The following is a 13,328-nucleotide window of genomic DNA, read 5'->3' as shown; positions in this document are numbered from 1 at the left end:
GTGAAAGACCATTCCGGGTGGTCTTCTAACTCCAAACCAAAGCACTAAAGCTTGTCTTGATGGCGGTCTTCAACTGGTGTTAGAGGGGATGATTGCTTTATGCTCCTCATTAACTTAAGAACCAACCAATAGCAGATCTCTGAGGCATGTCGCCATGTTGCACATGTAAGGGCATTACTACTCCCTACATAAAAGTGAAGCTAAACCGAATGATAAAAGGTATTAAAAATCTAAAGAACTTCTCTGTTCAAACTCGCACTTGATGATAAAATCTTTTATTTAAGGATCGTAGAGGTGCGTATGACGAGAGATGCATTACCTAATTGTCCAGTCTCAGGATTTCATTCGGTTGAAATTTTAGGCAGTGGTGGAAATGGTGACGTAATTAAGATTGCAAATAATGAAACTGGAGAGGAATTCGCTTTAAAAATCTTACGTCGAATTCAAGATGATACTTATCAACGATTCAAGAATGAGGTTGATATCGTTACAAGGTGCGGTATTGAGGGAGTTATTCCAATTACAATCTCCTCTTTGCCAGATAATCCTCGATTAAGTAAACCATGGTATGTCATGCCTTTAGCTTTACCCTTCTCTGTATTTATAGAAGGTAAAAATTTCTCAGAGATAATTGAAGCATTTATTCCTCTTGCTGAAACTCTCGAACAGTTACATATGCAGGGAATTTACCATCGTGACATTAAACCAGATAATTTTCTTTATTTTTCAGACAGACTATATTTAACGGATTTTGGTTTAGTGAAATTTCCCGAAAGCGGGAACCTTACCCCAGAAAGACGCGATGTTGGTGCTAAATTTACAATGGCTCCAGAGATGCGGCGTATTGCTTATAAAGCAGATGGGGAACCAGCAGATGTTTACTCATTCGCAAAATCATTATGGATTGCTTTAACGAAGCAATCATTAGGTTTCGATGGCCAATTCATTCGGGGCAGTACGCTTTCTTTGTCAAATTATGAGAAGGATGTTTATCTTTCGCCTCTTGAAGACCTTTTACATAAATCAACAGATAACGATCCAAATCTTCGCCCTTCGATCAAAGTGTTTAAAGACGAATTAATAAAATGGTTAGAATTAAATGCAAATTTTGGGGCTCGTAATCTTACAGAATGGTTAGAAGTCCAAAACATTCTTTTTCCAATGGGTTCTCCAGCACATGCAGAATGGACAAATAAAGAGGATATTATCAATATCCTTTCCATCATCGCTGAAAGAAAATCATTAAATCATATGTTTTATCCCTCTGGTGGAGGTATGGACCTAAAAGGCGTCGAATCAGCAGGTGAACCGGGGGCTATATATTTAATAGTTGGCCCTCAGTCTGCAGAAATACTAAAACCCAAAAAGCTATGCTATGAATCTTTTGGGTTCGATCCAGAATGGAATTATTTTTGGCTTGAAGCTGAGGAAATAAAGCCAATTGAAGGCGTGGCCCTTTCACATAATGGATTCGATCAATATCTAACAGAGTTAGATAGAGGTGAATATACAGGACCTGAAGCGTGGGAATATTCCGAGTATAATTATCAGCCATTACCTGAAACGGCTCGCCGTGTAAACAGATATATTAAGGGATCCTTTATTTTCTTCAGTAAAGCTTCCCGTTACAATGCAACATCAAGTACTTATGATGCATGGCAGAATATGGGGGAATCAAAATTTAGGGAGTTAATTGGAAATGCGGCTTCACGTTATAGACGTTAATGATTTTTATAAGGACTAAATACTCAAGTACCTTATTAACTGCCAAATGTTTTTTATCATGTAAATCCATTCCCGATAAATCAGAAGTGGTTTGTCGGGATATGACTGAATTTCACAAGGTTCGCAACATGATTGTGTATATCGCAGGGCCAATGACCAATCGCCCCCACTTCTACCGCCCGGCATTCAATTCCGCGTCAGAACGCCTTATCGTGGTCGTTGATATTCCCCATAATCCCGTACTTCCTTCCGATGGCCTGTCACTGGCCGATTACACAACAATCTGCATGTCGATGCTTAAGCGCGCTGATGGCATCCATTTGCTTGATGGCCGGGAAGGCAACCGGGGGCAACTGCGTAATTATCACCTCGCTTATAAACTTCAAGTTAAAGTCATGAACACATACGCTTGCTGGATGCTTTCTGCTGGAGCAAACCCTGCGTTTATTGCGGGTCAATTGGACCCCGAGAATGCAGAAATGACGTATAAAGTGTACTCTGCTTGAATAAATGCTCTCGATGGTGATCAGATTGAGTTCCTCAACAATCGCATAGGCGGATGCAGCAGTGTCCCCATGGTGCCCTTAGAGAATAGCAAGTAATAGTTAACATCCTGATTTTCATGTGAGATGGAATGAAAAAGCTGTTTGTGCAGTTTTATCTTTTACTGTTTGTCTGCTTCCTGGTCATGACCATGCTGGTCGGGCTGGTCTATAAATTTACCGCCGAACGTGCGGGCAGGCAGTCGCTGGACGATTTGATGAAAAGCTCGCTGTATCTGATGCGGAGCGAACTCAGAGAGATCCCGCCGCACGACTGGGCGAACACCCTCAAAGAACTCGATCTGAACCTGTCATTTGATTTACGCATCGAGCCATTAAAAGATTTCGAGTTAGATCCGCCCGCAATGCAGCGCCTGCGCGATGGCGATATCGTGGCGCTGGATGAGAAATACACCTTTATCCAGCGTATTCCGCGCAGCCATTATGTGCTGGCTGTCGGGCCGGTTCCTTATCTCTATTATCTTCACCAGATGCGCCTGCTGGACATGGCGTTGATGGCCTTTATCGCCATTTCGCTCGCGTTTCCGGTCTTTATCTGGATGCGTCCCCACTGGCAGGACATGCTGAAGCTGGAATCCGCCGCACAGCGTTTTGGCGAGGGGCATTTCACCGAGCGCATTCACTTCGACAGCGGTTCCAGCTTTGAACGGCTGGGCGTGGCCTTTAACCAGATGGCCGATAACATCAATGCCCTGATCGCCAGTAAAAAACAGCTAATCGACGGTATTGCCCACGAGCTGCGCACGCCACTGGTTCGCCTGCGTTATCGTCTGGAGATGAGCGAGAATCTGACAGAAGCGGAGTCACTCGCGCTAAACCGCGATATTGGTCAGCTTGAAGCGCTGATTGAAGAGCTGCTCACCTACGCGCGCCTCGACCGCCCACAAAACGAGCTGGACCTCAGTGCGCCAGATCTGCCCGCCTGGCTGCAAACCCATATTGATGATGTCCAGAGCGTGAACCCGCAACGCACGCTGTTGACGCGCGTCACACCCGGCGATTACGGCGCGCTCGATATGCGGCTGATGGAGCGCGTGCTTGATAACCTGCTGAACAACGCCATGCGCTACAGCGAAAGTACGCTACAGATTGGACTGGATTTGCAGGGTAACCAGGCAAGCCTGACAGTTGAAGACGATGGACCGGGAATTGCCCCGGAAGCACGAGAAACCGTATTTGAACCGTTTGTCCGCCTCGATCCCAGCCGCGATCGCGCCACCGGCGGGTGCGGACTGGGGCTGGCCATTGTTTACTCTATTGCGCAGGCCATGGGCGGCACGGTGCATTGTGAGGAGAGCGAACTCGGCGGCGCACGCTTCTGCTTTAACTGGCCGGTGTACCATAACATCGCCCTTCCCGTCCCTGTCTGACCTTAACCGCACGCTGGCCTGACCCGGCGTGCTGTGCTATATGATAAGTATGTTGTAACTAATGAGAGTGCTTATGGCAACCTACGATCTCATCGAACGGCTGAACAGCACGTTCCGCGAAATAGAACACGAATTGCTGACGCTGACCGCGCGTTTACAGACCTGCCGCCTGCTGGCCGCGCGCGTCTTTACCCTGCCCGATATCGCCAAAGGCGCGGAGCACGATCCGCTCGACGCCATTGAGGTGAAGCAGCATATCGGCAGCGCCGCGCTTGAGCTGGCCCTGAAGCACTACCGCCACCTTTTTATTCAGCAGCAGTCGGAACAGCGCAGCAGCAAGGCGGCCGTGCGCCTGCCGGGCGTGATCTGCCTGCAAACCGATGCCACCACGCGCGAGGCGCTGGAAAACCAGATCGCGCATATCAACGCCCTGAAAGCAACGTTTGAGAAGATAGTGACCGAAGAGTCCGGCCTCGCTCCGGCCGCCCGGTTTGAGTGGGTGCACCGCCAGCTTCCGGGATTAATTACCCTTAATGCCTACCGCACGCTGACCGCACTGCGTCACCCCGCCACGCTGCGCTTCGGCTGGGCGAATAAGCACATCATTAAAAACTTCACCCGGGATGAGGTGCTGGCGCAGCTGGAAAAAAGTCTTAAGGCACCGCGTACCGTTGCACCGTGGTCGCGTGAACAGTGGATTGAGCGTCTGGAGCAGGAGTATCACAGCATCGCCTCGTTACCGGCGGATACGCGCCTCAAAATTAAGCGTCCGGTAAAGGTGCAGCCTATCGCTCGCGTCTGGTATTCCGGTCAGCAAAAACAGGTACAATATGCCTGCCCGACGCCGCTGATTGCGCTTTATGATGCCGATCAGGGCGCCATCGTACCGGATATTGGTGAGCTGCTGAATTACGACGCTGAAAATGTTCAGCACCGTTATCGGCCTCAGGCGCAGCCGCTACAGCTGATTATTCCGCGGCTGCACCTGTATGTGGCGGGATGATTATTTCAGACTGCCGACCATCGCTTCCGGGCGAACCCAGGCGTCAAATTCCGCCTCCGTTAGATAACCCAGCGCCAGAGCGGCAGCTTTCAGCGTTAGCCCCTCTTTGTGCGCCTTTTTGGCGATCTCGGCGGCCTTGTCGTAGCCGATATGGGTATTGAGTGCGGTGACCAGCATCAGAGACTCATTCAGCAGCTGGCTGATGCGCTCGCGGTTTGGCTCTATGCCCACCGCACAATGCTCGTTAAAGCTCTCCATCCCGTCGGCCAGCAGACGAACAGATTGCAGCACGTTGTGAATCACCATCGGACGATAGACGTTCAGCTCGAAGTTGCCGGACGCGCCGCCCAGGTTAACCGCCACGTCGTTGCCCATCACCTGACAGCAGAGCATGGTCATGGCTTCGCACTGGGTCGGGTTGACTTTACCCGGCATGATAGAACTGCCCGGCTCGTTTTCCGGAATGCTGATTTCACCGATACCGCAGCGCGGCCCTGAGGCCAGCCAGCGGACGTCGTTGGCAATTTTCATCAGCGAAGCCGCCAGACCTTTCAGCGCGCCATGGGTGTGAACCAGCGCATCGCAGGTCGCCAGCGCTTCGAATTTATTGGGCGCCGTGACGAATGGCTGGCCGGTAATGGCTGCAAGCTCCTTCGCCACGCGCACCGCGTACTCAGGATGCGTATTTAACCCGGTACCGACCGCCGTGCCACCGAGCGCCAGCTCCGCCAGATGGGGCAAGCTGTTCTCGATATGCTTCAGGTTATGTTCCAGCATCGCCACCCAGCCGGAAATCTCCTGACCGAGCGTCAGTGGCGTAGCGTCCTGAAGGTGAGTACGGCCAATTTTAACGATGTCGCGGAAGGTCTGCGCTTTCTCGTTGAGCGTGGTTTTGAGCACGTTGAGCTGCGGAATAAGCTGCTCGCGGATCGCGATCACCGCCGCTACGTGCATCGCCGTCGGGAAGACGTCGTTGGAACTCTGGCTTTTGTTAACGTCATCGTTCGGGTGGATCTTACGCTCCATGCCGCGCACGCCGCCCAGCAGTTCACTTGCCCGATTCGCCAGCACTTCGTTCATGTTCATGTTGCTTTGGGTACCGGAACCGGTTTGCCAGATGGCGAGGGGAAATTCGTCGGGATGTTTACCGGCCAGCACTTCGTCGGCGGCATTAATGATCGCGGTGGCTTTATCTGCGCCCAGCAGGCCTAAATCCTGGTTTACTTTTGCCGCTGCACGTTTGGTGAGTGCCAGCGCCTGAATCAGCGAGACGGGCATTTTTTCGGTCGAAATACGGAAGTGCTCCAGCGAACGCTGGGTTTGCGCGCCCCATAGCTTGTCGGCCGGAACCTCGATTGCGCCCATAGAGTCTTTCTCATGGCGTACCGTTGTCATTACTTTCTCCTTGATAACACTGTCGGGATTGCTCACATGCTTAAGAGATAAGTATTGATGACTTCTGAGAAACGTTATGGCGCTTTGTGCGCTCTTCTTGGAGTCGGGTGGCGCTAACGCCACCCGACAAGGTTTTAACTTACTTCACACACGCTGAACACTGGGACGACTGGATTTGCCTGAAGAAGTCGTTACCTTTGTCATCCACCAGGATAAACGCCGGGAAATCTTCCACTTCAATTTTCCAGATGGCTTCCATACCCAGTTCCGGGTATTCCACGCATTCCAGGCTCTTGATGCTGCCCTGCGCAAGGACCGCCGCCGGGCCGCCGATGCTGCCCAGGTAAAAACCGCCATGCTTATGGCATGCGTCCGTTACCTGCTGGCTACGGTTGCCTTTTGCCAGCATGATCATGCTGCCGCCGTTGGCCTGCAGCTGGTCAACGTAGGAGTCCATACGGCCCGCCGTGGTAGGACCTAACGAGCCGGAAGCATAGCCTTCAGGCGTTTTGGCCGGTCCTGCGTAGTAGATCGGGTGATCTTTAATGTACTGCGGCAGCCCTTCACCGTTATCCAGACGCTCTTTCAGCTTTGCGTGCGCAATGTCACGGCCGACGATAATCGTGCCGTTCAGAGAGAGGCGAGTCGACACCGGGTACTGAGAAAGCTGGGCCAGGATCTCTTTCATCGGACGGTTGAGATCAACGCGAACCGCTTCCCCCTCACCCGCTTTACGCAGTTCTTCCGGGATGTATTTGCCTGGGTTGTTTTCCAGTTTTTCGATCCAGATGCCTTCGCGGTTGATCTTCGCCTTGATGTTGCGATCCGCAGAGCAGGAAACGCCCATGCCGACCGGGCAGGATGCACCGTGACGCGGCAGACGGATCACGCGCACGTCGTGAGCAAAGTATTTACCGCCAAACTGTGCGCCGAGCCCCAGGTTACGCGCTTCTTCCAGTAGCTCCTGCTCAAGCTGCACGTCGCGGAATGCCTGGCCGTGTTCATTACCTTCCGTTGGCAGACCGTCATAGTATTTGGTTGAGGCCAGTTTGACGGTTTTCAGCGTGCTCTCAGCCGAGGTACCGCCAATCACAAACGCGATGTGGTACGGCGGGCATGCAGCCGTACCGAGAGTACGCATTTTCTCGACCAGGTAGTTCTTCAGCTTGCCCGGGGTGAGCAGCGCTTTGGTTTCCTGGTAGAGATAGGTTTTGTTGGCCGAACCGCCGCCTTTGGCGATGCAGAGGAATTTGTACTCATCACCGTCGACGCTGTAGAGATCTATCTGTGCGGGCAGGTTGGTGCCGGTGTTGACCTCTTTGTACATATCCAGCGCCGCGTTTTGCGAGTAGCGCAGGTTATCTTCGGTATACGTGTTGTAAACACCGTGGGCCAGCGCCGCTTCATCACCGCCGCCGGTCCAGACGCGCTGGCCTTTTTTACCAACGATAATCGCCGTGCCGGTGTCCTGACAGGTTGGCAGAATGCCTTTCGCCGCGATATCGGAGTTACGCAGGAACTGCAGGGCAACGTATTTATCGTTCTCGCTGGCTTCCGGGTCGCTCAGAATATCGGCTACCTGCTGCTGATGCGCAGGACGGAGCATAAACGAGGCGTCGTGGAAAGCGTGCTGCGCCAGCAGCGTCAGCGCCTGCGGATCCACCTTAAGGATCTCTTGTCCTTCAAACTCAGAAACGGAGACGTGATCGCGGGTTAACAGGTAATACTCGGTCAGATCCTTACTGAGGGGGAAAGGATCCTGATAATGGAAGGGTTTATTCGACATTGTTCTCTCACTTACTGCTTCGGTCTGTTTATTCAGGGCAGATGTTCCGCTGCCCGGCTTAAAAGCGAGTCAGCTTATCCTACACAATTTTTTAACAAAAACTGAGACTAGTACGACTTTTTACATCCACAGGTTACTTCCATGTGGTTTATTGCTTTAATACCCGAAGTTAATTCCACAATTGAATCAGGGCTTGATAATGCAAAAACTCATTAACTCAGTGCAAAACTACGCCTGGGGAAGTAAAACTGCGTTAACGGATCTCTACGGTATCGCTAACCCAAACAATCTGCCGATGGCAGAGCTGTGGATGGGGGCACACCCGAAGAGCAGCTCAAAAATTGCAGACGCCAGCGGCCAGGTACGCAGCCTGCGTGACGTGATCGACGCCGATAAATCCGCGCTGTTGGGCGACAACGTTGCTCAGCGCTTCGGTGAACTGCCGTTCCTGTTTAAAGTCCTGTGTGCCGACCAGCCGCTCTCCATCCAGGTTCACCCGAACAAAAAAGCCTCTGAAATCGGCTTTGCGAAAGAGAACGCGGCGGGTATCCCGTTAGATGCTGCCGAGCGTAACTACAAAGATCCGAATCACAAGCCGGAACTGGTCTTTGCGCTGACCCCGTTCCTGGCGATGAACGCATTCCGCGAATTTTCCGAGATCGTTTCCCTGCTGCAACCGGTCGCGGGTGCTAACAAGGCTATCGCCCACTTCCTTGAAAACCCGAATGCCGACGCGCTGAGCCAGCTGTTTGCCAGCCTGCTGAATATGCAGGGTGAAGAGAAATCTCACGCGCTGGCGGTTCTGAAAGCGACGCTGGACAGCCAGCACGGTGAACCGTGGGAAACCATCCGTCTGATTTCCGCGTTCTACCCGGACGACAGCGGCCTGTTCTCTCCCCTGCTGCTGAACGTGGTGAAACTGAACCCGGGCGAAGCGATGTTCCTGTTCGCGGAAACCCCGCACGCCTACCTGCAGGGCGTGGCGCTGGAGGTGATGGCCAACTCCGATAACGTGCTGCGCGCGGGCCTGACGCCGAAATATATCGATATTCCTGAGCTGGTTGCCAACGTGAAGTTTGTGGCAAAACCGGCAGGTGAGCTGCTCACCCAGCCTGTCAAAACAGGTGCAGAGCTGGACTTCCCGATCCCGGTGGACGATTTTGCCTTCTCCCTGCACGACCTGAGCCTGACCGAAACCACCATTGCGCAGGAAAGTGCAGCAATCCTGTTCTGTGTCGAAGGCGAAGCCACGCTGCACAAAGGTGAACAGCGTCTGGTACTTAAGCCCGGTGAGTCAGCGTTCGTTGCAGCGAATGAGTCTCCGGTTAGCGTAAGCGGCACCGGTCGCCTGGCGCGCGTTTTCAATAAGCTTTAAGCACTTACTGAATTTTTTAACAACTCTTGCTAAGCTAGTTGCAGGCTTAATATCTCCGGGCGGTTTTTACCGCCTGGTTTCATTTTAGGGATAGTCGCAATGAAAAAATCGGTCGTAGCGGTTGGAGTGATTGTAGCGTTAGGCGTGGTCTGGACGGGTGCCTCCTGGTTTACCGGGAAACAGCTGGAAGGCCGTCTGGCTGAGATGGTGGCACAGGCTAATGGAGAGATTAAGCGCAGCGCGCCGGAAGCAGGTCTGGAACTGAGCTATCAGAACTATCAGCGCGGCGTGTTCACCAGCCATATGCAGCTGGTGGTGAAGCCAATGGCCGGTAATGAAAACGGCTGGCTGAAGCCAGGCCAGAGCGTGGTGCTGGATGAAGTGGTCAGCCACGGTCCGCTCCCGCTGGCACAGTTGAAATCGTTTAATCTGATACCGTCCATGGCATCAGTTCACACCGTGCTGGTGAATAACGACGTCACTAAACCGTTGTTTGATCTGGCAAAGAATGAATCCCCTTTCGACATTAACACCCGCATCAGCTACTCCGGTGATACGAGTTCTGATATTGCTCTGAAAGCGCTGAACTATGAGAAAGAGAATGAGAAAGTCGCCTTCAGCGGCGGCAATTTCAAAGTCGACGCGGATCGGGATGGCAATGTCTTCTCCCTGACGGGTGAAGCGGAAAGCGGCCTGGTCAACGCCGTAAACGAATACAACCAAAAAGTTCAGCTCACCTTCAATAAGCTGAAGGCCGACGGCAACAGCCGTATGACCGATTTTAAAGAGCGTATCGGCGATCAGACGCTCTCCGTTGATAAGATTGCTATCGCGATTGAAGGTAAAGAGATGGCCGTGCTGGAAGGCATGGACGTCAACGGCAAATCCGACGTTTCCAAAGACGGGAAAAGCATCAACACCCAGCTGGACTACACGCTGAAAAGCCTGAAGGTCCAGAACCAGGATCTGGGCACCGGCAAACTCTCGCTGAAGATCGGCAATATCGACGGCCAGGCGTGGCATGAATTTAGCCAGAAATACAGCAAAGAGAGCCAGGCGTTGCTGACCAATACCGCCCTGCAACAGAACCCGGAAGCGTATCAGCAGCAGGCGATGGCGGTGCTGTTCAACAACCTGCCGATCCTGCTGAAAGGCGAGCCGGTGGTAACCGTTGCACCTCTGAGCTGGAAAAACAGCAAAGGCGAAACCAACTTCAACCTGTCTCTGTTCCTGAAAGATCCGGCAACCGCAACGGGTGAACCGCAGACGCTGGCGCAGGAAGTGGATCGCAGCGTGAAGTCCCTCGACAGCAAGCTGACTATCCCGATGGATATGGCAACCGAGTTTATGACCCAGATTGCGAAGCTGGAAGGCTACGGCGACGAAGACGCCGGTAAACTGGCGAACCAGCAGGTGAAAGGCCTGGCGGCGATGGGCCAGATGTTCCGCATCACGAAGGTGGAAAACAATACCATCTCCACCAGCCTGCAGTACACCAATGGTCAGGTTACGCTCAACGGCGACAAAATGCCGCTGGAAGACTTCGTCGGCATGTTTGGTATGCCGACGCTGGGGATGCCGGAACCGGCTGAACCCGCAGCGCCAGCCGAACCGGCGGCACCGCAGCAGTAAACGTCAAAACCCCTCTCATGAGGGGTTTTTTATTGCCGGGTGGCGCTGACGCTTACCCGGCCTACGATCGGGGGCCGTTGCCGCCGGGCGATGTGCAGAGGCGTTTATTTCACGGTGACCAGGCGCGCCGCCACAATCTGATGCCCGGCCTGGACATCCGTATTCTCGATGCGCTGCATGATTCTGTCCGCCAGCGTGTAGCCCATCTCCCGCGCGGGGGTGGTGGCCCAGACGATCGGCAGGTCATCCAGCGCGTTTTCACCGACGTCGGCGAACGCCCCCAGCGAGACCTGGTGGCCAAAGAAGGTTTCCACCCCGCCCTCACCGCTCTGCCGCCCGGCGCGGATCAGGCCAAACCAGGCCCCCATAGCAATCACATCGTTGTAGCAAATCACGGCGCTGATCGTCGGGTTGCTTCGCAACAGCGCATTTATCGCTTCAGCCGCTTTCTTCTGGCTGGACTCACATTCAACAACCCATTCACTGTGGAACGGCAGACCGTATTTGATCAACGTCGCGCAGTAGCCGCCGACCCGTTCGGCGCGGGTCAGGGACGAACTTTTACCCCCCAGCCAGGCAATGCGCTGATGACCGCGACGAATAAGATGCTCGGTCAACATTTGCGCGGCCTGCATGTTATCCGGGCGCAGCGTATCCGCTTCGTCCAGGTAGCTGGCGCGCGAAGCAAAGACCAGCGGCACGCCTTTTTCGGCGGCACGCTCGCACAGTTCGCTACCCACGCCCGACGCCCCGGCGACGATCACCCCGTCCACGCCCTGGTTGAGCAGCATATCCAGCCGGGAAAGGAGCTGCTCGGCTTCGCGTCCGCCGTGCAGCAGAAAGACCATCCGCCCCTGCGCTTCAAGCGCCTCGGTTAACCCGGCGGTCAATTCTGCATAAAACGGAGACGTCAGATCCCGGACAATCAGGCCAATCACCCCGCTTTGCCCACCGCGCAGCGCCGACGCCTGGCGGTTACGCACAAAGCCTAATTGTTCAACCGCCTCGTTAACTCGCTGCCCGGTGGCAGGCGAGATGCGCCCTTTTCCGCTCAGCACCAGAGAAACGGTACTGACGGAGACCCCCGCCGCCAGCGCGACATCGTTGATGGTGATTTTTTTCGCTACAGCCATGTGTCGGCGTGACTCCCTGAAATGAGATCGGTAAAACGTTTTATCAATACGTTATCTTTATACTACCAGTCAAAGCCTGAGAATGTGATTTAGCGCGCACTAAACTTTGATAAAACGTTTTATCTTCTCGCAGCATTGAAGCAGATAAACTGATTTTAACAATAAAGGAGTCGTTTTATGACGGCGAAAGCAGCACAAAAAATATCGCTGTGGGAGTTTTTCCAGCAATTGGGTAAAACCTTTATGCTGCCCGTGGCACTCCTCTCGTTCTGTGGGATCATGCTCGGGATCGGTAGCTCACTGAGCAGTAAAGACGTCATTACCCTGATCCCGTTCCTCGGTACCCCCGTACTGCAGGCGATCTTCATCTGGAGACTATTAAGTCTTTTAACGAAGTGGCTTGATGTTGGATTGAAGTGCGGTAACTTCTGCTATGTTGCCGCGATACGATTTGTCATGTGCAATGAACTAACGTCGTTTCGCGGTAACTTTATGCCCCATCCATGCCCCATTACCTCAACCTCTTCCAGTGCCGGGCCTTCTATCGCCTCGCCATCGTCCGTGATTAACACCTTACCCATCAGTTTGGCGAACTGCGTATGACCGTCGCACAAAATGAGCAGCACATCGCCGGGCGCGCTTTTCGCTGCAGGCTCAATGATGGCAAAGCCAACATCAGTTTCAAGTACTCTGCTTTCCGCGCCTATGTTGCATATGACTTCAGGCGATAGCTGTCGTTCGACATAATCGTTAACAGGTGATGCAAATCCCATTACTGGGCCATCCCCACATTGCGTAAAATCCAATAACGGTTGTCGCTGCCGTCTGTCGTTTTGTCAGCGAAACCTGGCTGGTTGCGCTCTATCCACGAATTTGCATCACCCCTAGTAAAGTGCCAGTTAAAGCCCCTCAACTTCTGAATGAAGCTATCTGTCCTCAGATAGCGGTAGCCCTTTGGGTTAAGCTCTATGGCCGCAATAAAAGCAGCACGAATATCCGGTTGACGAGGCATGAACGAACCCTCATTCGCACATTGACTGTATGCATATACAGTATTATTTTTATGAAAACAGATCAAGCACAGGCAATTTTCACTTAAGAGGGGATCGGTATGTTTGTTGAACTGGTTTATGACAAGCGAAATGTTGAGGGGCTCCAAGGGGCCAGAGAGATCATCCTGGCTGAACTAACGAAGCGAGTGCACCAGATTTTCCCTGATGCCGAAGTGAAGGTTAAGCCGATGCAGGCAAACGGCCTGAATAGCGATGCCAGCAAAAGTGATCGGGAAAAGCTCAATCGCATGCTGGAGGAAATGTTTGAAGATTCCGATATGTGGCTGGTTTCTG

General features: G+C 52.8%; 11 protein-coding genes and 1 pseudogene. 8 read left to right on the top strand and 4 right to left on the bottom strand.

The genetic code is table 11. The annotated features are described in order from the left end of the window. The first annotated feature begins 300 nt into the window (after nt 1-300). From L383_RS18000 to tus, 4 genes are all read left to right on the top strand, one after another. Nucleotides 301-1,725, top strand: a complete 1,425-nt coding sequence (locus tag L383_RS18000; RefSeq protein WP_023330264.1) for a protein kinase domain-containing protein — start codon at nt 301-303, stop codon at nt 1,723-1,725. Nucleotides 1,726-1,826: 101 nt separating this feature from the next. Beyond that, entirely contained in the window at nt 1,827-2,231 is a 405-nt protein-coding gene (locus L383_RS25645) for a DUF4406 domain-containing protein (protein ID WP_050595720.1), read from the top strand. A 128-nt stretch (nt 2,232-2,359) separates the two neighbouring features. After that, nucleotides 2,360-3,658, top strand: coding sequence for a two-component system sensor histidine kinase RstB (gene rstB / locus L383_RS18005; RefSeq protein ID WP_023330262.1), 1,299 nt, complete (start codon nt 2,360-2,362; stop codon nt 3,656-3,658). A gap of 73 nt (nt 3,659-3,731) precedes the next feature. Further along, entirely contained in the window at nt 3,732-4,661 is a 930-nt protein-coding gene (tus, locus tag L383_RS18010) for a DNA replication terminus site-binding protein (protein WP_023330261.1), read from the top strand. Here the strand turns inward: tus and fumC are convergent, their stop codons facing one another. Together fumC and fumA are read right to left on the bottom strand one after the other, a co-directional pair. Then, on the bottom strand, nt 4,662-6,056 hold the full coding sequence (fumC, locus tag L383_RS18015; RefSeq protein WP_023330260.1) for a class II fumarate hydratase: 1,395 nt from the start codon (nt 6,054-6,056) through the stop codon (nt 4,662-4,664). It lies immediately after the preceding gene. A gap of 139 nt (nt 6,057-6,195) precedes the next feature. Beyond that, nucleotides 6,196-7,842 carry a class I fumarate hydratase FumA gene (gene fumA / locus L383_RS18020; protein ID WP_023330259.1) on the bottom strand — a complete coding sequence of 549 codons (1,647 nt, stop codon included), beginning with the start codon at nt 7,840-7,842 and terminating at the stop codon, nt 6,196-6,198. A gap of 199 nt (nt 7,843-8,041) precedes the next feature. Between fumA and manA the strand changes: the two genes are divergently transcribed. Beyond that, entirely contained in the window at nt 8,042-9,217 is a 1,176-nt protein-coding gene (manA, locus tag L383_RS18025; RefSeq protein ID WP_023330258.1) for a mannose-6-phosphate isomerase, read from the top strand. A gap of 99 nt (nt 9,218-9,316) precedes the next feature. Further along, nucleotides 9,317-10,849 (top strand): YdgA family protein, encoded by a 1,533-nt coding sequence (locus L383_RS18030; protein ID WP_023330257.1) that lies wholly within the window; start codon nt 9,317-9,319, stop codon nt 10,847-10,849. Between the two features lie 104 nt (nt 10,850-10,953). Here the strand turns inward: L383_RS18030 and L383_RS18035 are convergent, their stop codons facing one another. After that, complete coding sequence (locus tag L383_RS18035; protein WP_023330256.1) at nt 10,954-11,982, bottom strand: Mal regulon transcriptional regulator MalI; 1,029 nt, start codon at nt 11,980-11,982, stop codon at nt 10,954-10,956. A 177-nt stretch (nt 11,983-12,159) separates the two neighbouring features. Between L383_RS18035 and L383_RS24830 the strand changes: the two are divergent. Continuing rightward, nucleotides 12,160-12,354 (top strand): annotated as a pseudogene (locus L383_RS24830) (PTS sugar transporter subunit IIBC); the annotation flags it as partial. A 400-nt stretch (nt 12,355-12,754) separates the two neighbouring features. On the opposite strand, the gene L383_RS18040 reads toward L383_RS24830, so the two are convergent. Then, nucleotides 12,755-12,994 (bottom strand): hypothetical protein, encoded by a 240-nt coding sequence (locus tag L383_RS18040; protein ID WP_023330253.1) that lies wholly within the window; start codon nt 12,992-12,994, stop codon nt 12,755-12,757. 99 nt (nt 12,995-13,093) lie between these two features. On the opposite strand from L383_RS18040, the gene L383_RS18045 reads away from it, so the two are divergent. Then, on the top strand, nt 13,094-13,328 hold a 235-nt coding region (locus L383_RS18045; protein WP_032628912.1), incomplete at its 3' end, for a DinI family protein.

Source organism: Enterobacter sp. MGH 37, from assembly GCF_000534515.1.
GTDB classification, from domain to species: domain Bacteria; phylum Pseudomonadota; class Gammaproteobacteria; order Enterobacterales; family Enterobacteriaceae; genus Enterobacter; species Enterobacter kobei.
Note: the sequence above shows the minus strand (reverse complement) of the source record. Positions and strands in the feature narration are given on the sequence as shown.

Bases quoted from the DNA above. Each gene is read 5' to 3' on its own strand.
- tus (WP_023330261.1), top strand. From the start codon at position 3,732: ATGGCAACCTACGATCTCATCGAACGGCTGAACAGCACGTTCCGCGAA.
- L383_RS18000 (WP_023330264.1), top strand. From the start codon at position 301: ATGACGAGAGATGCATTACCTAATTGTCCAGTCTCAGGATTTCATTCG.
- rstB (WP_023330262.1), top strand. From the start codon at position 2,360: ATGAAAAAGCTGTTTGTGCAGTTTTATCTTTTACTGTTTGTCTGCTTC.
- L383_RS18035 (WP_023330256.1), bottom strand. From the start codon at position 11,982: ATGGCTGTAGCGAAAAAAATCACCATCAACGATGTCGCGCTGGCGGCG.
- L383_RS18030 (WP_023330257.1), top strand. From the start codon at position 9,317: ATGAAAAAATCGGTCGTAGCGGTTGGAGTGATTGTAGCGTTAGGCGTG.
- L383_RS18040 (WP_023330253.1), bottom strand. From the start codon at position 12,994: ATGCCTCGTCAACCGGATATTCGTGCTGCTTTTATTGCGGCCATAGAG.
- fumA (WP_023330259.1), bottom strand. From the start codon at position 7,842: ATGTCGAATAAACCCTTCCATTATCAGGATCCTTTCCCCCTCAGTAAG.
- L383_RS25645 (WP_050595720.1), top strand. From the start codon at position 1,827: ATGACTGAATTTCACAAGGTTCGCAACATGATTGTGTATATCGCAGGG.
- fumC (WP_023330260.1), bottom strand. From the start codon at position 6,056: ATGACAACGGTACGCCATGAGAAAGACTCTATGGGCGCAATCGAGGTT.
- manA (WP_023330258.1), top strand. From the start codon at position 8,042: ATGCAAAAACTCATTAACTCAGTGCAAAACTACGCCTGGGGAAGTAAA.